The 21,148-nt window shown below is 48.8% G+C and carries 16 protein-coding genes; 10 read left to right on the top strand and 6 right to left on the bottom strand.

Going from position 1 to position 21,148, the window contains the following annotated elements:
* Positions 1-18: 18 nt before the first annotated feature.
* The 5 genes from ITJ88_RS08415 to ITJ88_RS08395 form a co-directional block, all read right to left on the bottom strand.
* Positions 19-1,389 carry an amino acid permease gene (locus ITJ88_RS08415; RefSeq protein WP_195865334.1) on the bottom strand — a complete coding sequence of 457 codons (1,371 nt, stop codon included), beginning with the start codon at positions 1,387-1,389 and terminating at the stop codon, positions 19-21.
* Positions 1,390-1,551: 162 nt separating this feature from the next.
* Positions 1,552-2,433: a hypothetical protein gene (locus tag ITJ88_RS08410; RefSeq protein ID WP_195865333.1), complete on the bottom strand. Its 882-nt coding sequence runs from the start codon at positions 2,431-2,433 to the stop codon at positions 1,552-1,554.
* A 58-nt stretch (positions 2,434-2,491) separates the two neighbouring features.
* On the bottom strand, positions 2,492-3,085 hold the full coding sequence (uptA, locus tag ITJ88_RS08405) for an undecaprenyl phosphate transporter UptA (RefSeq protein WP_195865332.1): 594 nt from the start codon (positions 3,083-3,085) through the stop codon (positions 2,492-2,494).
* A 123-nt stretch (positions 3,086-3,208) separates the two neighbouring features.
* Positions 3,209-4,528, bottom strand: coding sequence for a Na+/H+ antiporter family protein (locus ITJ88_RS08400; RefSeq protein ID WP_195865544.1), 1,320 nt, complete (start codon positions 4,526-4,528; stop codon positions 3,209-3,211).
* 313 nt (positions 4,529-4,841) lie between these two features.
* A complete protein-coding gene (locus ITJ88_RS08395) occupies positions 4,842-5,393 on the bottom strand; it encodes a beta-class carbonic anhydrase (RefSeq protein WP_195865331.1) in 552 nt (183 codons plus the stop codon).
* A gap of 336 nt (positions 5,394-5,729) precedes the next feature.
* Here ITJ88_RS08395 and adhE point away from each other — a divergent pair, with 336 nt between their 5' ends.
* From adhE to ITJ88_RS08380, 3 genes are all read left to right on the top strand, one after another.
* Positions 5,730-8,324: a bifunctional acetaldehyde-CoA/alcohol dehydrogenase gene (adhE, locus tag ITJ88_RS08390; protein WP_195865330.1), complete on the top strand. Its 2,595-nt coding sequence runs from the start codon at positions 5,730-5,732 to the stop codon at positions 8,322-8,324.
* A gap of 191 nt (positions 8,325-8,515) precedes the next feature.
* Positions 8,516-9,916 carry a hypothetical protein gene (locus ITJ88_RS08385; RefSeq protein WP_195865329.1) on the top strand — a complete coding sequence of 467 codons (1,401 nt, stop codon included), beginning with the start codon at positions 8,516-8,518 and terminating at the stop codon, positions 9,914-9,916.
* 457 nt (positions 9,917-10,373) lie between these two features.
* Complete coding sequence (locus ITJ88_RS08380) at positions 10,374-13,097, top strand: bifunctional 2',3'-cyclic-nucleotide 2'-phosphodiesterase/3'-nucleotidase (RefSeq protein ID WP_195865328.1); 2,724 nt, start codon at positions 10,374-10,376, stop codon at positions 13,095-13,097.
* 38 nt (positions 13,098-13,135) lie between these two features.
* Here the strand turns inward: ITJ88_RS08380 and ITJ88_RS08375 are convergent, their stop codons facing one another.
* The gene (locus ITJ88_RS08375) at positions 13,136-14,017 is read right to left on the bottom strand and encodes a LysR family transcriptional regulator (protein ID WP_195865327.1); all 882 of its coding nucleotides are present in this window, start codon (positions 14,015-14,017) and stop codon (positions 13,136-13,138) included.
* Positions 14,018-14,118: 101 nt separating this feature from the next.
* On the opposite strand from ITJ88_RS08375, the gene ITJ88_RS08370 reads away from it, so the two are divergent.
* From ITJ88_RS08370 to ITJ88_RS08340, 7 genes are all read left to right on the top strand, one after another.
* Positions 14,119-15,138, top strand: a complete 1,020-nt coding sequence (locus tag ITJ88_RS08370; RefSeq protein ID WP_195865326.1) for a ketopantoate reductase family protein — start codon at positions 14,119-14,121, stop codon at positions 15,136-15,138.
* 13 nt (positions 15,139-15,151) lie between these two features.
* A complete protein-coding gene (locus ITJ88_RS08365) occupies positions 15,152-15,889 on the top strand; it encodes an acetoacetate decarboxylase (protein ID WP_195865325.1) in 738 nt (245 codons plus the stop codon).
* A 90-nt stretch (positions 15,890-15,979) separates the two neighbouring features.
* Complete coding sequence (locus ITJ88_RS08360; protein ID WP_195865324.1) at positions 15,980-16,498, top strand: GrpB family protein; 519 nt, start codon at positions 15,980-15,982, stop codon at positions 16,496-16,498.
* The gene (locus ITJ88_RS08355; RefSeq protein ID WP_195865323.1) at positions 16,491-16,937 is read left to right on the top strand and encodes a DinB family protein; all 447 of its coding nucleotides are present in this window, start codon (positions 16,491-16,493) and stop codon (positions 16,935-16,937) included. The genes ITJ88_RS08360 and ITJ88_RS08355 overlap by 8 nt, the downstream gene beginning before the upstream one ends.
* Before the next feature lie 19 nt (positions 16,938-16,956).
* Positions 16,957-17,841 carry an alpha/beta fold hydrolase gene (locus ITJ88_RS08350; protein ID WP_195865322.1) on the top strand — a complete coding sequence of 295 codons (885 nt, stop codon included), beginning with the start codon at positions 16,957-16,959 and terminating at the stop codon, positions 17,839-17,841.
* A gap of 476 nt (positions 17,842-18,317) precedes the next feature.
* The gene (locus ITJ88_RS08345) at positions 18,318-19,439 is read left to right on the top strand and encodes a GTP-binding protein (RefSeq protein ID WP_195865543.1); all 1,122 of its coding nucleotides are present in this window, start codon (positions 18,318-18,320) and stop codon (positions 19,437-19,439) included.
* A 111-nt stretch (positions 19,440-19,550) separates the two neighbouring features.
* A complete protein-coding gene (locus ITJ88_RS08340; protein ID WP_195865321.1) occupies positions 19,551-21,074 on the top strand; it encodes a cardiolipin synthase in 1,524 nt (507 codons plus the stop codon).
* The last annotated feature ends 74 nt before the right edge of the window (positions 21,075-21,148 follow it).

Raw genomic sequence — 21,148 nt, 5'->3', positions numbered from 1 at the left:
GAGAGGAGAGACAGACGTTTATTTTTCGACTTTCGGTACTTTTACGATGTAATAGACCGTACTTAAGATCAAGAAAGCGACTCCGATTAAGATCGAGACGCGTGTCTCATCGTTAAACAACATCCCGACGAGCACTGTGATAAGCGCGACGATCGACAGATAGTTCGTCACCGGCGCACCTGGCATCTTGAACGGATGTGAAGCTGTCCGTTCACTTTCAAGTTTACGATACCGAATATGACTGATTAAAATCGCGAACCACGGCACCATCCCTGGTAGTACCGAAGCACTGTAGACATACACGAAGATGTTCGTATCCTTCCCGAGAACGAGTGGCAAGGTGATATCGAGAATGACACCGAAGAAAATCCCGATTGAAATCGCGAAGACCGTGTAGAATGGAATGCCGCGTTTGTTAACTTTTAAGAAGAAGGACGGCACTTGTCCCTTTTCAGCCAATGCATAGATCATCCGGCTTGCACTGAAGATCCCGGAGTTACAACCGGATAAAGCGGCCGTGATGACGACGAAGTTGATGATACCGGCAGCAATCGTGACACCGACCTTGGCGAATGTCGCAACGAACGGACTGCCGAGATCCGACAACTCATTCCACGGATACACCGTAACGATGATGAAGATGGATCCGACGTAGAAAATCAAGATTCGCCAGACGACACCATTGATCGCCTTCGTGATGTTCTTCTCTGGATCTTTCGTTTCTCCAGCTGTCACGCCGATCAACTCAACACCGATATAAGAGGCGAAGACGATCGAGAGCGCAAAGAAGAAGCCGGTGAAACCATTCGTGAAGAATCCACCGTTCGCCCAAAGGTTCGAGAAGCCGACCGGGTTTCCGTCATTCCCTAAACCAAAGAAGATGATGCCAAGTCCGGCGACGATCATTAGAAGAATCGTTATGACCTTGATTGAGGCGAACCAAAATTCAAGCTCACCGAACATCTTGACGGAAGCAAGGTTCGCGAGCGTCAAGAGAATGATGACGACGACGCCTGGAATCCAAGTCGGTAGTTCCGGCCACCAGAAGCGTAAATATGTCCCGACAGCGATGACTTCACTCATCCCGACGACGACCCAGTTGAAGATATTACTGCTTGCTGTCAAGAAACCAGCTGCTGGATGGATATAATCGTTTGCGAACTTTGCATACGAACCACTGTGAGGATGGGTGTAGACCATCTCGCCAAGTGCCCGCATGATGAAAAAGATAAAGACTCCTGCTAGCATGTACGCGAGTAAGACAGATGGTCCCGTCCAAGCAATCGTACTCGATGCTCCAAGGAAAAGACCGACCCCGATCGTTCCTCCGAGTGCAATCATTTGTACCTGTCGTGCTGTTAAATCTCGTTTCAAATTCGAACTCATCATTTCCCCCAAAAAAATCTATGACGTCATAATGTTCAGACAACTTGTCCAAATAACTATAACGCTGAGTATACTATCCTCAGATAGAACTCGGCTAGTCTTTTTGAAAATTTGAAATGAGGTTTTCAAAAATCAGAAATTCATGAAACGATTGTGTAACAGCTTTCATTCGTTGGCAATCAAAGCCGGGAGGTGTCGTTCCAACTTACCGAAAAACAAATGATTCGAGGTGGATAAAACGATCAAATCTTGACGCATTGTAAGGTCACCTGACAGGATTTCACCCTGTTCAGACATGAATCGAATCGAGCGAATCGGCTGAAAGATTGTTCCATCCCGCTGTAATAATTGGACCTCCTCATGATCGGCAGCGAGAAGGTATTCACCATGGCGAGCAAATTGGGAGAAAGCAATCGTTGGTGCTTCACAGACTAAATCCTCTTGACTGATACGGACGAAGCGAAAATCGGAATAATAGAAAAACCAGACTTCCTTTGACGAACAAACGTTTAGAGCGTAGCAGTCATCGATTGGATATTGACGATTCTTATACTGGACCTCACCACGATCGTTGAAGGCAACGAGACCAAACGCTCCGTTTGAACTCGTCATCGCGTCCGCATAAATGCCTTCATCGAAATAACTGACCCAGATTTGACCTTGTTCATCGATTTGAACGTTCTGAATCCCATCGTCGAGACAATAGCTATCGAGTAAGTGCCCTTGAACATCATAAATGAATGCATTCGGCATCCAGGAACCGTCGATGTCGTCATCGCAGCGTGAGGCGACGAGCAGAAGCCGACCGTCCGGGAAACGATCAACGAACGAGAAATCAGTTTCTGACTGAGCGACGATCGTCGTCTTACGCCACTCGTCCTTTAATTGATGGATTGACAAAACCGTACGACCGCGCGCTTCATCCAATGTCTCTTCGACGAGTAGGATGTGTCCGTCGACGCTAATACCGGTCGCGACCGGATTACCGCTCCGATAGGATGCAGTCAAACGACGGAGTGGAAAATGAGCAAGCGGGGATGTGAGCATGGCAGGACCTCCTGTTTGTTTAAAAAAGCAGTCCGTCACAAGACAGACTGCTAGTTGTTCAAACCGTTCTTTGACGGCGTTTGTAGATGATGTAGAAGATGATTAAGACAACGGCAGCGATTAAGACACCGTTCGTATACGGTGCTGCCACTTCCTTGATCGAGCGCCAGTTCGTTCCGAGCGTTTCACCAAGATACAGGAACAAGATCGACCATGGAATGATCGCAAGCACCGTATAGAGGGAGAACTTCGTTTGATCCATCTTGGCAAGACCTGCCGGAATCGAGATGGCATGACGGACGACCGGGATGAAACGGGCTCCGAAGATGACACCTTGTCCGTACTTTAAGAACCAACGCTCAGCTAAATCCAAGTGGTGCTCTGAGATCAACACATACTTTCCGTACTTCAAGATCAATGGACGGCCACCGTAGCGAGCAAACCAATATAAGAATAATTGCGAGAATAACCCACCGATGACGGCAGCGACGACGGCAAGCGGCCAGCCAATCGTTCCTTGGGAAATCATGAATCCACCGTAAGAGAGGACGATTTCACTCGGTATGATTTCAATCATCAACCCGAGGGCGATGCCGAAATATCCGAGATCGGCAAGCGAAAGCAAAATCTGGTTGACGACTTGAGATAACACGTTAGACAACTCCTTTGTATCAGTTCATTCCTTTATTTTAGAGAACCGGCGACGAAATGAAAAGGAAAAAAACGGAGACAATTCAAAAGACGGATTCGCGATGACAGCGAATCCGTCTTGTTTTTATAATACGACCGCAGCGATCGTACCGAAGATGATCAAAGGAATGTTGTAGTGCAGGAACGTCGGAATGACCGTTTCCCGCATGTGATCGTGCTGACCATCAGCATTTAGACCACTCGTTGGTCCGAGTGTCGAGTCTGACGCCGGACTACCCGCGTCACCGAGAGCACCAGATGTTCCGATGATGGCAATCGTCGCTTCTAAACTGAATCCGTACTGGATACAAAGTGGAACGAAGATGGCAGCGATGATCGGAACGGTTGAGAAACTCGAGCCGATCCCCATCGTGACAAGAAGACCAATCAAGAGCATGACGAAGGCAGCAACGAGTTGTGAATCGCCCATCAACGCTTTTGAATTCTCGACGAGTGGCTCGATGTCGCCCGACTTACGCAAGACGTTTGAGAAACCGTTCGCTGAAATCATGACGAAACCGATGAATGACATCATGCGCATACCCCGTGTAATGACGTCATCGGCTTCACTGAAGCGAACGAGTCGAAGCAGCAAGAAGAGGATCAAACCAGTTGTTGCGGCGAGAATCATCGACTCCGTTTGCAGTTGGACGATCAAGGTTGCAATGACGACGACACCACTTAAGACAAGCTTCGTTTTCGTGATGACCGGAATTTCATAATCGTCCGGTGCGATGTCACGCATCTCATATGTCCGCTCTTTCCGGTACGTGTACAAACCGATCAAGAGACCGACGACCATCCCGAGTGCCGGAATCGCCATCGCTTCGATGACGGATGCTCCTGCTGTATCGAGACCATTTGCCTTCAAGTTCTTTAGTAGAATCTGGTTGAGGTAAATGTCTCCGAAACCGACTGGTAAGAACATGTACGGTGTCACAAGACCGAACGTCATGATGATCGCAATCCGGCGACGGTCCATCTTCAATTGATTGAACAGACCAAGAAGCGGCGGAATGATGATCGGAATGAACGCGATGTGGATCGGCAACACGTTTTGTGAACTGATCGCAAGCAAGAGAATCGCGAACAAGATGAATCCTTTTAATTTTTTGACGGAAGCGGCACTTGCGTTACCACGCGAACGCGCAATCAAAGAGTGCGCAAGTGCATCCGGTAAGCCTGTTTTCGAGAGAGCAACAGCAAATGCACCGAGCATCGCGTAGCTCAGGGCGATTTCGGCCCCGTCACCAAGACCACCGGAGAATGCTTTTGTCGTCTCGGTCAGGTCGAGACCACCGACGAGACCGCCGGCAAACGCACTGATGACCATCGCGACCACGATGTGGACGCGGAAGATCGCTAATATAAATAGTAAAAAGACGGCAAACAATACGGCGTTTATCATTCAGTAAAACCACACTTTCTTTTGTTATCACTGTACTATACTAAAGTATCTTACAGCCATGTTGGAATGCTGTCAAGAGTAAAAGTCTGACCTCGTAATCAAAAGATGAATGATACGCTTGTTAGCTTTCCACAAGAAGTTACACTCTTTTATACCCTGAAGCTTGAAGTGAGAAGCGTTTTGATCACTAAAAATGAGTCATACGAAAAAACGTGCCATCTTTCTCCGGTACGAGAAAATGGCACGTTATCTTTAGATTAAAGCAGAATAGATCATCCAATTCTATTTGCGTTTCTTCTATAGAGAGTGATCAACAATCGACGACGTCAAGTTTACCAGTTCCTGGATCGATGACGAGTCCGTGGACGTTCGTCCCAGGTGGTAGTAATGGGTGGTTCTTCACGAGGCTGACCGAGTGGGCGACGCTTTCTTGAACTGACGTGAAACCACGCAACCATTGATTCAAATCAACACCAGATACTTCGAGTGTGTGAAGAATCTGTTGGTCGATGCCCCGATCCTTCATTTCATTGATCATGTGTTTAGGATCAATCGTGCTCATGCCGCAGTCGTGGTGACCGATGACGACGACTTCTTCAGCACCAAGAGCATACAACGCGACGAGAATCGAGCGCATGACGGAACCGAATGGGTGCGATAGGATAGCACCGGCATTTTTGATGATCTTCGCATCCCCGTTCTTAAGACCAAGTGCGTGTGGGAGGAGTTCCGTCAAGCGGGCATCCATACACGTCAGGATGACGACCTTTTTGTCTGGGAACTTATCCGAGACGAACTGCTCATACTGTTTTTCGGCGACGAATCGCTCGTTGAAGGCTAGCATTTCCTGTACAACTGACATTGAAGTGTCCTCCTTTAGTGGTAGCTCTTAATATGTACCCCATATCAGAATACAAGATGATGAAACGGCTATCAAGTCGCGAAAATGCAAGGTGTGACAAATCGCACACATCCATGTACATGAAGCAAAACGATAAAAAAGAAGATTTTACAACAGTTGTAAACGCTATCAAAGGTGTGAGGGAATTCACAGGATGGTCATGCACAAAACAGGAAAAAGGGGTTATGATTGATTTGTGAAGGAAAGCACAAACTATTGAAAAACAGCTTGGCATTCCTGACATAATGGTTGGCAAATCAAACTCAGATTCGTTCCACGACAGGGAGGAAACCACTCATGGCTGTGAAAGAAAAAACAAAATCGACGGCAACGCCGGTCGAACAAGCAGTTGGACAAATCGTTGAAAAAGGGCAACGTGCATTACAAGAATTACTGACGTTCGATCAAGAAAAAATCGACACAATCGTCCGGGATATGGCACTTGCCGGACTTGAACGGCACGTCGAACTCGCTCGTCTCGCAGTAGAAGAGACGGGACGCGGTGTCTTTGAAGATAAGATGATTAAAAACATGTTTGCGACAGAATACATCTACAACAGTCTACGTCATGAAAAAACGGTCGGGATTCTCGAAGAAGATGTCCAAAACGGCATCACCTATATCGCTGAACCCGTCGGTGTCGTCTGTGGTGTCACACCGGTCACGAACCCGACATCAACGACGATGTTCAAAGCATTGATTGCGATCAAGACACGCAACCCGATCGTCTTCGCGTTCCACCCATCGGCACAACGATGTTCCGTTGAAGCAGCGAAAACACTCCGTGACGCAGCCATCAAAGCCGGGGCACCGAAAGACTGTATTCAATGGGTGGAAGAACCATCACTTGAAGCAACGAAAGTCTTGATGAACCATGAAAACATCGCCATGGTCCTTGCGACAGGTGGAGCAGGAATGGTCAAATCAGCGTATTCAACAGGTAAACCGGCACTCGGTGTTGGACCAGGGAACGTTCCGTGTTACATCGAGCAGTCTGCGAAAGTCAAACGGGCAGTCAGCGATCTAGTTCTCTCAAAAACGTTTGATAACGGGATGATTTGTGCGTCTGAGCAAGCCGTCATCGTCGATCAAGAGATTTATGCGACGGTTCGTACGGAAATGGAAGCACTCGGTTGTTACTTCTGTACACCGGCAGAAAAACAACGCCTCGAATCACTCGTCATCAAAACCGATACATGTGCCGCCAACGCGGACATCGTCGGGAAACCTGCGACATGGATCGCAGAAAAAGCCGGCATCGATGTTCCGGAAACGACGGTCATGCTCGTTGCAGAACTCGAGCACGTCGGAGCGGCAGAACCATTGTCTCATGAAAAACTCAGTCCCGTCCTCGGTGCGTATCGCGTCGCTTCGACCGAAGAAGCGTTCACGATTGCTGAACAAATGCTTGAAATCGGAGGTCTCGGTCATACAGCTGTCATTCATACGACGAACGATGACTTGATGACAGCGTTCGGACTCCGCATGAAAGCCTGCCGGATCCTCGTCAACAGCCCATCTGCTCATGGCGGAATCGGTGATCTGTACAACGAGTTGACACCATCTCTGACACTCGGTTGCGGATCATACGGGAAAAACTCTGTTTCTGAAAACGTGACAGCGAAACACTTACTCAACGTCAAAAAGGTGGCGAGACGACGCGTGAACATGCAATGGTTCAAGGTCCCTGAAAAAATCTACTTCGAAAAGAACTCTGTTCAGTACTTGCGGTCGATGACTGACGTCTCACGCGTCATGATCGTCACGGATCCAACGATGGTACAGTTCGGGTATGCCGATAAAGTAATTCAAAACTTGCCACAGTCCGTCAGTTACCGAATCTTTGACCAAGTCGAACCAGATCCATCGGTGACGACTGTTCAGACGGGTGCCCAAGCGATGCGTGACTTCAAACCTGACTTGATCATCGCTCTCGGTGGTGGTTCAGCGATGGATGCCGCAAAAGGAATGTGGCTCTTCTATGAACAACCGAACGAAACGTTCTCGAACTTACGTCAAAAATTCCTTGATATCCGCAAACGGGCGTATCAATTCCCGACACTTGGTCGTCAAGCGAAGTTCGTCGCGATTCCGACGACTTCTGGTACGGGTTCAGAAGTGACACCGTTCACCGTCATCACGGATAAAGAGAAAAACGTCAAATACCCGATTGCTGACTATGCATTGACACCAGACGTCGCAATCGTTGATCCTGAATTCGTCATGACCGTCCCGGCTTCAATCACTGCTGATACCGGAATGGATGTCTTGACGCATGCGACAGAAGCATACGTCTCGGTGCTTGCGAACGACTACACGGATGGACTGGCACTCAAAGCAATCAAGATGATCTTCGACTACTTGCCACGAGCATATGCTAACGGATCAGACGCTGAAGCACGCGAAAAAGTGCACAATGCGTCAACGATGGCAGGGATGGCATTCGCGAACGCCTTCCTCGGCATCAACCACTCGATCGCACACAAAATCGGTGGCGAGTTCCACACGCCACACGGTCGGACGAATGCAATCCTGATGCCACACGTCATTCGCTATAACGCGTCACGTCCAACAAAACTAGCAGCATTCCCTAAATACGAATCATTCGTCGCGGATGAACGGTATGCCGACATCGCACGCTACCTCGGTCTTCCGGCAGCAACGACAGAACAAGGGGTCGAATCCCTCATCCAAGCCGTTGCTGATCTTGGACAACGTCTAAACATCAAGATGTCATTCAAGGCGCAAGGCATTCAAAAAGCAGATTTCGAGGCAAAACTCGACAAGATGGCGGTCGATGCTTTCGAGGATCAATGTACGACTGCGAATCCGAAGATGCCGCTTGTCGCTGAGTTACGGACGATCATGGAACAAGCATACGAAGGCATCTAATAGAGAAAAAAATACCATGGCACCTGATCGTTCAACCGGCTTCTCACTGTGAGAAGTCGGTTTTTGTTTTGGGAATCAGTGGAGACAGTCGGAGAAAAGATGGGATATAATGGCTGTTGAATGAATTTGATGTTTTTGGTTTCGCTGTAGCAGGAATATTCAAACATCAGATATAAAAAGGAGGAAATGGGATGGAGTCAAGGCAAGAAAGGAAACAACGACGGTTTTCCGTCTGGGATGTCCTGTTTGGCGTCCTTATCGGTCTCATCTTTTTCGGTGTCATCTATGGTGTGATGGCATTTTTGACTTCACAAATCACCTCATCCTCAGACTATCAGGATCTCGTGACGCAGATGCAACAGGCGGATGTCTCCTGGAAAGATGCAGATATCACGGTGTCATTGATGCTACTGTTCGTCGGTGGGCTGTCGATCACGATGCCGAGTGCGGTCCGGGAAGGAATCATCAATCAGGTGCTCGATGCGAGTTCTGCCGGCGATGTCTTATCGTTGTTTGGGATTGACTTAAAGCAAGTCCTTGCACCACTTACGTTTGATGTCTCTTACGGCACGTTACTCTATTCCGTTTTTGGCATCGGTTTGATCGTCCTGTTATTTTTAGTGTTACGGATTAAGGCAAGTCGTCTCGGGTGGACGATTCGATCGATCAGTTTCTTCTTAACGGTCGGAATCATCTGGTTCGTCCTTGCCGGACGCGGAAACGACGTGCCATTCCTCTCGTTACAAGACGGCTATGCGATGAGTGGGATCCTACCGCTTCTCGTCGTCAGTTTGCTTGGTTGGATGGCGTTCTCCCCGCAAAAGTTATCCGGTTTGACAGCTGCCGGTCGTGCCAGCTTGCTGATTTTAATACTCGCAAGTACACTTCAACTCGTCTTTACGGTACAGGACGAAGCGGAATATGACGGTGATTCCTCACTACGGACGGCACTCACCGTCGCGAGTCTAAACGCCGGAAGTGGCGGGATGTACGACTGGATCCACGGCGGTCAGGTCGTGTATCAAGCAGACGTCCTTGGAGCGAATGCGGAAATCCCGGTCTCGATGTTGAACGGGGAGACCTCAACGGATCAGCTCAATGACTCGATCCAAAAAGTCGTTGATGGAATCGACACGGACCGGGTGACAGAACAATTGTTGACGTTACTCGGTGGAGAACGTCCGGATTTGTCAGCAACACAATTGAAGCTCGACCCTGTTGATTACGGTGTCGCGCGGCAGACGATCCAAGCGATTGATGCGGAATCGGCAGGAGCGACGCCACCGAATGTCTCCAGTGAGAGTGCGTACTGGGTGCTGTTGCTCGTAACGTTCGCGATCTACTTCGTCTGTAGTATCCGAAGCTTCAAGTCGATTATCGATCCGTTCGTCTTTGCGATCGCGATCGGTGTCATCAGCTTCATCGTCAGTCAAGCTTCATACGTTCAGTTCGCGATGAAATGGCGCAGTGACGTCTTATTCGAGTTCGCTCAACAGACGGCAGGCTGGACGGTACTCTACGCCGCAGGACTTGCGTTACTTGGTGGAATTCTTGGTTATGTCGTTCGACGGAAACCAGAGAAAAAGGTGTAATGTAAAGGGACATGGGGTGGTGAAGCTCCTGTACCATGAATCCGGACGACGCACGTTGCTGTCATGCTCGCTTTCCATAGGCGGGAGGTAAGTCGCGTATCCTAAACTACGACCGGGTTTTACCTGACCCTGACGAAAGCAAAAAACATGCTTTTTTTCCTGTAGGAGTCGAGAAGGAACAGTTACGTTCTACATCAATCATAAACGATACGTTTTCAGGTTCATGTCCTGAAAACGTATCGTTTTTTTGCGTGGTTCATCTCATTTGCATCATCTCCTTTTTTTACCAAGTAAACTTGGTTTGTAAAGGGAAAATCAACAATGTTAAGCCAGTATTTGGAATTAGTTAAGTAGGTTAAATAAGACGGATGTCCGACCTATTTGAAAGGACTATTAGCTATAATCGAACCATGCTAAATTAATGAAGCAGTCAAAACATCCTGGGGGGAAAATCCATATGAAAAAAGCAACGAAACTCGTCATCGCGTCGACATTGATCGCACCGATGCTCGTACCAGTCGTTCAAGTCAAGACACTTGCTGCCGACAACAGTGTCGTCAAGTTACGCTTCTTAGAAACAACGGATTTACATACGAACTCAATGAACTACGATTACTTCAAGGATGCGCAGGACGAAACAATTGGTCTCGTCAAAGCGGCTACAGTCATCAAAAAGCAACAAGCTGAAGTGGGCGCTACGAATAGCTTCTTGTTCGATAACGGAGACACACTTCAAGGAACGCCGTTTGGTGATTACGTCAAGAACCAGTACGACAAAGGAAACAAAGGCAAACATCCGATGTACGAATTGATGGAATACCTCGGTTATGATGCGGTCACGCTCGGAAATCATGAATTCAACTTCGGTCTTGATTTCCTCAAGTCAGCGATGAGTGCTTCGAGCGGTTCAATCAAGTTCGTCAACTCGAACGTATTGGATGCAGTTACGAAAAAGCCGATCGTCGCGGACTACAACAAAGATGGAAAAGACTATCAAATCATCGAACGTCAAGTCAAGGACCAGAACGGTGACATGAAAACAGTCAAAGTGGGTGTGTTCGGAGTCGTCACGCCACAAATCATGGCATGGGATGCGGGGAACCTGACGGGGAAAGTCACGGCTGAAGATATCATCCCGACTGCTAAAGCCACAGCGAAAAAATTAAAAGATGCTGGCGCAGATGTCGTCGTGGCACTCGCACACACAGGGATCGGGGATACGACGGATCAAAAAGATGGCGATGAGAACGTTGGCTACGCGTTGACGAAAGTCGCAGACATCGATGTCTTGATGACAGGTCATCAGCACGGGAAGTTCCCAGCAGCCGATTCAGCGTTCAACAAACTGCCGAACGTTGATGCTACGAACGGTCTAATCAATGGCAAACCGGTCGTCATGGCGAACACACAAGGGAAAAACGTCGGAGTCATCGATCTTCAGTTGAAGCAAGTCGACGGGAAATGGGTCGTTGATACGTCTGGTGCGAAACTAGCGGACGTAACGAAAGACACGACAGCAGATGCCGGTGCTGTCAAGTTGATCGAAAAAGCACATGAAGGAACGCTCGCTTACATTCGTCAAGAAGTCGGTACGATCAATGATGATATCCAAAGCTTCTTCGCTCTCGCGCAAGACGATGATTCCGTTCAGTTCGTAACGAACGCTCAGAAATGGTATGTCGAGAAACAACTCAAAGAAAATGCCGATCTTGCAAAATATAAAGATCTCCCGTTGTTGTCAGCAGGTGCACCATTCAAGACAGGTGGTCGTAACCAGGTCAACGCATCCGATTACACGTTGATCAAAAAAGGACCAATCGCACTCAAGAACGTCGCCGATCTTTATGTTTATCCGAATACACTCGAAGTCGTCAAAGTAACAGGTGCTGATGTCAAAGACTGGCTCGAGATGTCTGCGGGGCAATTCAACCAAGTCGGCGGTGAGCAGACAGAGTTGTTGAATAAAGAATTCCGGAGCTATAACTTTGATATCCTCGATGGATTGACGTACGAAATCGATATCACGAAACCGGCGAAGTTTGACGCAGATGGTAAAGAATTAGAAGAAAATAAAGATTTGGAGCACCGTGTTCAAAACATCAAGTATCAAGGCAAAGCGATTGCGGATGATCAAGAATTCCTTGTCGCGACAAACAACTACCGTGCAGGTAGTGCGACGTTCCCAGGTCTTGGTGGCGGAAAGAATATCGTCTACAAATCAGCCTACGAAACACGTAACGTCATTTCGGACTTCATCAAAGCGAAACAACCGGTTGATTATAAAGCCGATGACAACTGGTCACTCGTCGCAAGCAAACCGACGACGGTCAGCTTTGATTCAGCGGCTGCAGCGGCACCGTACGTCAAGCGGTATGAAGGCATCACGAACACAGGTGAAACACGTCCAGGTGAGACAGGTACGTTCCTCAAATTCAACATGAACGTGCCGATGAAAGACTTCACGGTCTCAGTAAAAGCAGTCAAACCAGGGGCAAAAGTCGTCACAGGTCAAGCCGTTCCAGGTGCGAAAGTCACGGTTAAACTCGGCGAAAAAGTCCTTGGTACAGCAACAGCAAACGAAGCGGGTCAATACGAAGTCGTGACACGTCCGCTCAAATTGCGTGACAAGTTGACGATCGTCTCGGAACTCAGCTTCATGAAGACAGAAACGAACGTCACAGTCGGCACAGGTGTCGTTGCGACACCAGCGATCGATAAAAAGTCAGCAGTATACGGTTCAACGGTCCTCCGCGGTAAAGCAACGGAAGGTCTTGACGTGACGCTCTATAAAGGATCAACGAAAATCGCGAAAGCGAAAACGACGGCAAGCGGCTTCAAGGTTGCGGTCAAGAAGGGTCTAACGACAGGTACGTACACGGTCAAATCGACAGACATCTCGAACAAGATCACGAAAAAAGCGTCGTTCACGATCAAGAACACGTATCCGGTCAAAAAATGGTCAGGCAAAAAGACGTTGACAGGTAAAGTCGAAAAACGACAAATCGTCCGCCTCTACCAAAAAACAGAAGCTGGTTATCAATTGATCGCTCAAGACGTGGCGGATCAGCACGGGAACTATGTCTTGAAGATGCGTAAGGCATTGACGAACGGCTCGTACAAACTCAACATCTATACAGCGAAGGATCATCTCGATCAGTCACGCTACTTCATCACGAAGTAATATCTCACATGGATGCCTGCATATGCAGGCATCCGTTTTTATTTGATTAGATACGTGCGTTGTGAGAGCAGAAACCGTTTAATGCGTTCGTAGATGATTGCTTGCTCGACTGTCAATTGATTCGTCGCGTGCGACATGTAGAGTTGTGAGGTAACGGTAAACACATCGTCTGTGATGAAAGGGAGTCCCATCTCGCGACAGACGGAGACGGGAACGAAGCTGAAATACCGTTGCTGGCGTAAGGCGAGTTGCAGTGAGACGTCATCAATATAGTGCGAGGTATCGGCATAGATGTTTAGTTCCGCCATCTTCAATTGGATGAAGCGGTTGTAGTCCTTATTGTGGGAGGGAAACAAAAAGGCAGTCTCCGTTGCATCCGCATAGAGCGCCGTAATCGCTTCTTTCTCTGAATAAGAAGCAGGATAGGTGATGACGATATCTTCCTCCACGATCGGTTCGCTCGTAATGAGCGGGTGCTTGAGTTCCATAAAGCTGATCGAGAAATGGAATTCTTGATGAAGCAGACCGCTTAAGATGTCGCGGTTCGAGAGGATGTCCGAATTGAACAAGGGCGCCGTCTGCGGTAGGAGAAATTCTCGTAGAATCAATTGGATGAAGCGACCATGCGAACTGGCAAGACTGAGTGTCGTTTCAGAAGAGGCATCATTTCGTATCATTCTTTCCTGAACCCGTGTCAGCTCATGTTCGATTTTTTCGACCGACTGCAGCAAGAGTCGTCCATTATCGGTCAAGCTGATCGTTCTGCCTTTTCGATGAAACAACGTCGTGTTCAATTCACGCTCCAGTTTTTTGATCGTCGCACTGAGGGCGGGTTGGCTGATGAATAATCGTTCGGCAGCACGCGTCACGTTCAATTCCTCCGCGACGTGACGAAAATAATTCAAATGTAAGAGTTCCATGATATCCTCCTGACATAACCTATAGGTTATTAAAATATATAAATATATATATTTCTGTTTATGATGAAACCAGTATATCGTAAATACCAGAGGTGATAGAAATGAAAATCGGAATTTATGGAGCAGGATCACTAGGAACCATCATGGGAGCTTATTTAAGTCAACAGTATGAGGATGTCGATTTGATTGATACGAATCGCGCACATATCGAAGCGCTGAACACAATAGGCGCGCATGTCATTGGACCAGATTTGACGCAAGCCGTCCATGCGATGCATCCGGATGACATCACGGAGATGTACGATATCGTATTGTTGCTGACGAAGCAGGTCTACAATGAACCGGTCCTGGCGAAAGTCCGGACGATCTTGAAGGAAGACGGGATTCTCGTCTCCTTGCAGAACGGTGTACCGGAAGAATTCATTCAACAACAGATTCCACGCGAACGTATCATCGCGGGATCCGTCGAGTTCGGAGCGACATACGTCGGACCAGGTGAGTCACGTCTGACATCGGATTACGAGCACTTCAAGACGTATGCGATGCAAATCGGTGAACTGGACGGCAAGAAGACGGATCGGATCGTCCAATTGAAGGGCATCCTTGATCACATCGGTGGGACGGAGATCTCTGATAATCTACCGGGAACGAAATGGTCAAAACTCGTCATCAATAGTACGTTCAGTGGGTTATCCGCTGCGTGTAACGGTACGTACGGCGACGTTCTTGATCATCCGGTCTTGTTACGGGCAGCAATTCATACGATGCAAGAAGTCGTTGAAGTCGGTCACGCCCACGGCATCACATTCGCGCCGATGAGTACGTTTGAGCCGGCAGCCTACGCAACGCTTGACGATATCGATGAAAAATTGATCACCGTGCCACAATTGATGCACGGGTCGCGTGACTTAGAAGCAAGCATGTTGCAGGACTTACAAAAAGGGCAACCGACCGAAATTCGTTTCATCAATGGGATCGTCACGATGTATGGCAACACGTACGATATCAAAACGCCGTTCAACTCACTCATTCAAGAAATCGTCGAAGAAGCCCAAGCAGCGAAGACGGTTCCAGATTTTGAAACAAGTGTCGCACGCTTTGCCGCATTGTTAAACGCATAAAGGAGGGATTCAGATGAGACAGGAAGATGTAAAAAATATCGTCGCGACACCGATCAATGCACCGGTCTTTCCGGCGGTCGATATCTTCTTTCGGAATCGGGAATACTTGAACATCATCTATGAGACGGACATCGAAGCCTTACAAGCAGTCGTTCCGGAACCGCTCGAGGTGCTGAGTAATCAGATCAAGTTTGAGATCATCAATATGCCGGATAGCACGGGTCTTGGGAGTTATCTCGAGTGCGGGCAAGTCATTCCGGTTCGGTATCAAGGGGAGGTCGGTGAGTTTTATCTCTCGATGTATGTCAACAATCAGCCGGCGATCGCCTCTGGTCGTGAAGTGGCTGCATTTCCGAAGAAGTATGGTTCACCCCGGCTCTATCTCGACAATGATGTACTCGTTGGAACGCTTGACTACCATTCACTCCGTGTCGTCCAAGCGACGATGGGATACAAATATGTTCCGATGGCGGTCGAAGAAGCACAATCGATCATCGGTGCGCCGCAGTTCATGCTCAAACAGCATCGCGGTTATCAAGGCGAGTTGATCATCTCCGAACTGACGCGGAGTCAAATCACGGATCTTGAGATTAAAGAAGCGTACCGTGGACCGGCGCGACTTCAGTTATTCGAACATGTCATGGCACCTCTCGCTGACTTCCCTGTTCGGAAGATCGTCGATGCCCAGCATATCATCGCTGATCTTCGACTTGGTGGACCTGCGAAGCTGTATGATTATTTAACGGATTAACGACTCTCTAACATCAACGACCTCCAAAATGGATGGTCGTTTTGTTTTACCCCAAAAACTGGCATACTGAATTAAGAGGGGGAAACGACCATGCGACAAGTCATTGTGTTACCGTATCAATCAGAATGGGCGAACGAATACGCACGAGAAGCGGACCGGTTACGAGAGGTGTTCGGAGCACGTCTTAAGCAGATCCATCATATGGGGAGCACATCAGTTCCAGGACTCGCAGCAAAACCGATCATCGATATCTTACCCGTCGTCGATGCGCTCGAGGGAATCGAGCAGTTCGACGCACAGATGGAAGCGCTCGGTTACGAGGTGAAGGGTGAATTCGGGATGCCGGGGCGTCGGTACTACCGAAAAGGTGGCGACGAACGGACGCATCACATCCATCTCTATGCGGCGGGGAATCCAGAAATCAAGCGTCATCTTGTCTTTCGGGATTACTTACGTACCCATCCAGAAGAAGCCGCTGCTTACGGGGCATTAAAGGAACAATTAGCAACGACATATCCGCTTGAGATCGAAGCCTATATCGCCGGCAAGGATGCGTTCGTCAAGGAACTCGAACAACGTGCGATTGCTTGGGGGAATGCGCATGACTGACTGGGAACATGCCCTCATCCGCCATGTCGGCGTTGGTGTGAAGACGTCGAAAGCGTTGTTTGAGAAGATCGAGGCGCAGGACTGGGACGCGCGACCAATCCCCGGGAAACGGACCGTCGGTGAAGTCGCTGTCCATCTCGCTGTGTTGCTTGAAGCCGATTTGATGATCGCAGAAGGGGCGACGGCTGAAGCGATGCAGGCGTTTTATACGGAATCGGTTCCGCGCGATCAGTTAAATGAGCGAATCAATCGTGCGTTTTCTATCTATCAGAAGAAAGTCACGACTGGATTTACGACGCGTCCGACGTACTGGGGCGTTACCGACTCGATGAACGGCTGGGCAATCGAAGCAGCCGTGCATCTCTATCATCATCGATCCCAGTTATTTGATTACTTGAACATCCTTGGATACGAGCTAGAGATCTCGTTATTTGAATGAATGGAAGTAGGGGTAGTATATGGAATATATCGTTGAAACATCAGCCGGTCGTTTTGATACCCGGCTGACAGGAAGTGGGGACGTCACATTCGTCCTTGATCACGGGATGATGTCGAATCGACACCAGTGGGGCTGGCTACGAACTGAATTATTGAAGCGGGGGCGGGTCTTTGAATATTCACGTCTCGGGTATGGTCGGTCGAGTCGTGGTAAAAACAAACGACTCTTTACGCATCAAGCAGATGAGCTCGCGGACGTCTTACGGATGCTCCGTGTCAAAGGACCGTATGTCTTCATCGGGCACTCGCTCGGCGCCTATATCTCGCTCGCAAGTGGACGATTGTTTGCAGACGAGACACGCGGCATCGTCTTGCTCGATCCGTCGCATCCGGATGTCGATGCAGCATTACCGAACTGGTACGAACGAACACAAGAGGAGTGGAATCGATTCCTCTATTTCCTTAGTCACGTCCGACCGATCGCCTGGATGATTCCTGATCGTCTCGGCAAAAAGATGTTCAGTGTCTTACCGGAAGCCGATCAATTACCGATGTGGCGACATTTTGCGGCACCTGGACATTGGCGGGGGACGCTCGACGAATGGCAAACGGTCGAGGAGAACAATCAGCTGATTCTTTCGTTGCTTGAAGAAGTGACACAGCCGGTTCTCGTCCTGTCTGCTTCGAACTGGGCAGGCGGTATGCCGGAAAGTTGGTTGAATCCGGCATTGACCGAACAAATCAATACGGCTCACGCTGCGTTCGCCGATAGTTTACCGAACGGGATGTATCATGTGATTACGGATACGAACCATTACACGATTGCTGGTTTTTCGCATGAGGCAGCGGAACGGATCACGGATTTGATCGGGGTGACATGGGATTTACCGATTCAAAGTCAGTAGTAAGGTTACGTTTTTTCGTTTCGCTCGAATCGTTTTTCTGGGACAAGCATCGCGCCGCTTCACTTCGTTGCAGGGTCGCTCCTGCTTGTATTTCTCTAAGAAGCGATTCCGAGCGAAAAAACGTTTTTTCTTGTACTTCGGAATATCTGACGGAGCTGACTCTAAAGCGAGTATCTACAAAGAATGACGCGTCACACGCCACTCCTACAGGAAAAAGCGCATTATGCGCTGTCAGAGACAAACAAGACCCGCTTTCCTGCTTGAAGGAAGCAGGAAAACTGGCTTGTGTCTCGCCTGAGGAAAGGGCGTGAGAAGATGCGTCATTTTTTTTGGAGTCAGCCCGGTCTACTCCTTGAGTCGATGCTTATCGGCTTTTTTTAGGGAACAAAATAAATCGAAATCATTACGATTGACGTCAGGTAAAAAGTCGGTTACTCTATAAAACGTAACGATTACGTTTTAGGAGATGAATGATGATGCAACCGATATCGATCACCGTTTTATCTGGATATCTTGGATCCGGTAAAACGACACTATTGAACCATTTACTACATAATCGCGAAGGGCGCCGCCTCGCGATCATCGTCAACGACATGAGTGAGGTCAACATTGACGCGGCATTGATTGAGCAAGGCGGATTCTCACGGACGGAAGAGTCGTTCGTCACACTTTCGAACGGGTGCATTTGCTGCACGTTACGTGACGATTTATTACTTGAAGTCAAACGCCTCGTCGACCAAGGCGATATTGACGGTATCGTCATCGAGTCGAGTGGTATCTCGGAACCGATTCCGGTTGCCCAGACCTTCACGTACGAAGATCCGGACAGTGCCATCGACTTATCACAAGTCACGAAAATCAATGCGATGGTCACGGTCATCGATGGTTACCGTTTCCTAAGGGACTTCGAATCCGGTGAATCGTTGATTGAGCGGAAACAGGCAGTCGATGAGACAGACGTGCGCGAAGTCGTCGACCTACTCGTCGATCAAGTCGAGTTCGCAGACATCATCGTCTTGAATAAAGTCGATCGTCTGACACCGGAAGAACGCCATACCGTCATCGGCTATCTAAAGGCATTAAATCCAGTTGCCCGCTTGATTGAGACGACGTATGGTCAAGTCGATCCGGCAGACATCTTAGACGTTGATCTATTTGATTTTGAACAAGCGGCAGCGAGTGCTGGCTGGATCCGCGAGTTGAATGCGGAAGAACATATTCCGGAAACGGAAGAGTACGGGATCAGTTCGTTCGTCTACAAGCGGGACGTGCCGTTCCACCCGGAGCGCTTGCTAGCCTTGATTGAAGACTGGCCGCAAGAAGTCGTCCGGGCAAAAGGCTTCTTGTTCCTTGCGACACGTCCTGAGATGGCATTGCTGTTCCATCAGGCAGGATATGCGTCGAACATGGAATACGCTGGTCGTTTTGCATCAGATGAGGATCGACGGACCGAACTCGTCTTGATCGGCATCGGACTGGAGCAAGAGAAGCTCGAAGCGCTATTCGATATGTGTCTCGTCCAAGCTGACGAAACAGACTGGGCGTCACTGAATGATCCAATCCCTGGTCGCGAGATGTACGAAGAAACATTTTTATAAGAGGTCAATCTTTTGAGAAACCGTATCTGCGGTTTCTCTTTTTTGTTATATTTTCATAGTGAATGGGGAAAGAATACTAGTGAAGGTATGTTAATTGAAGGAGGAAGGTCTGTGCGTAACCGGATTTTACAATTCGCACTCGTATTTTTAGTCGCCGGCGGTATCATTTGGGGACTATATCAACTCGGCTATTTATTTTATGTCTTAACGATTTCAGCGACGGTCGTGCCGCTTGCTGTCATCATGATCATCTTCATCGAGAACCGGACCGCAGAATCAACGATCGCTTGGTTTCTCGTTTTGATTTTTTTACCAATTCTCGGAGTCATCATCTGGTTGATGTTCGGTCGGAATCCACGGCGTCGCCGTCGGAATCGTCGTTCGCATGACGAACGGAAATTGCTCAAACAAGCGATTCGTCCAGTTCGGTCGCTTGCCGTCAGTGAGTTGCCACCGAATCACTTGAAGCTCGCGAACACGATTCGTAACTTCGGTGGGGGTGGGGTGGACGTTCATACATCAAGTGACATTCTGACGAACGGGAAAGAGACGTTCCCGGCGATATTGGAGGCGATTCGTCAAGCGCAGCATCACGTCCACATCCAGTACTACATCTATCGCAACGATGAGACAGGTAAAGCAATCCGGGAAGCATTGATCGAGCGACTCGAAGCCGGTGTGACGGTTCGATTCATGTATGACGGACTCGGAAGCTATATGCTCGGTGAGAACTTCTTGCGTCCGCTACGCGACGCGGGAGCGCATATCGCAGCCTATGACCCAATCTCAAGTCCCTTGTTCATCTTCACGGCGAACTTCCGCAATCACCGGAAAATCGTCGTCGTTGATGGAAAAGTCGGATTCACCGGTGGATTGAACGTCGGGGATGAGTACGACGGCAAGAGTAAGAAATTCGGCTTTTGGCGTGATACGCACTTGCGGCTTGAAGGACGTGCCGTCAAGGAGTTGCAAGCGACGTTCCTCGACGACTGGATCTATGCCCAAATCGAGTCGGATGACACATGGGAGACGTTTGCAGGGGATGAGTCAATCCACCAGTACTTCCCGAAACATGATGTGACGTCAGACGGGGCGATTCAAATCGTCACGAGCGGACCGACGTCAAAGGATCCCGCGATTCGCAATGCCTTGATTGCCGCAATCATCGCGGCACAACGTTCGATTTGGATTGCGACACCGTACTTGATTCCGGATAATGAGACGATGACGTTGCTCCGACTCGCAGCACGTGCCGGACTCGATGTCCGCATCTTGACGCCGGGGAGAGGCGACAGCTTTACGTCTTATTACGGGACCCGGTCCTACTTCGGACCACTCTTGAAGGACGGCGTCAAGATTTATACGTATAACCGTCACTTCATCCATGCCAAACTGTTTCTCGTCGACGGGAAGATCGGTGCCGTCGGAACGGCAAACATGGACATTCGCAGTTTTGTCCTCAACTATGAACTGATGGCGTTCTTGTACGACACAGAAAGTACGGAACAGCTCGAGCGTGACTTCATCGCTGATTTCGATGTCTCGATTCAGTTATCATCGAACGATTACGTCAAACGTCCGCTTCGCTTCCGCATTTTTGAGTCGCTCTCGCGCTTGATTTCACCCTTATTATGACGCAACGTCCCGCATCGATTTTCAGGTGCGGGACGTTTTTTTGATTCATTCTTCCTTGAAGTGGGAACATGAAC

Origin of the sequence: Exiguobacterium abrahamii, assembly GCF_015645365.1 — a bacterium.
GTDB lineage: Bacteria > Bacillota > Bacilli > Exiguobacteriales > Exiguobacteriaceae > Exiguobacterium_A > Exiguobacterium_A abrahamii.
Note: the sequence above shows the minus strand (reverse complement) of the source record. Positions and strands in the feature narration are given on the sequence as shown.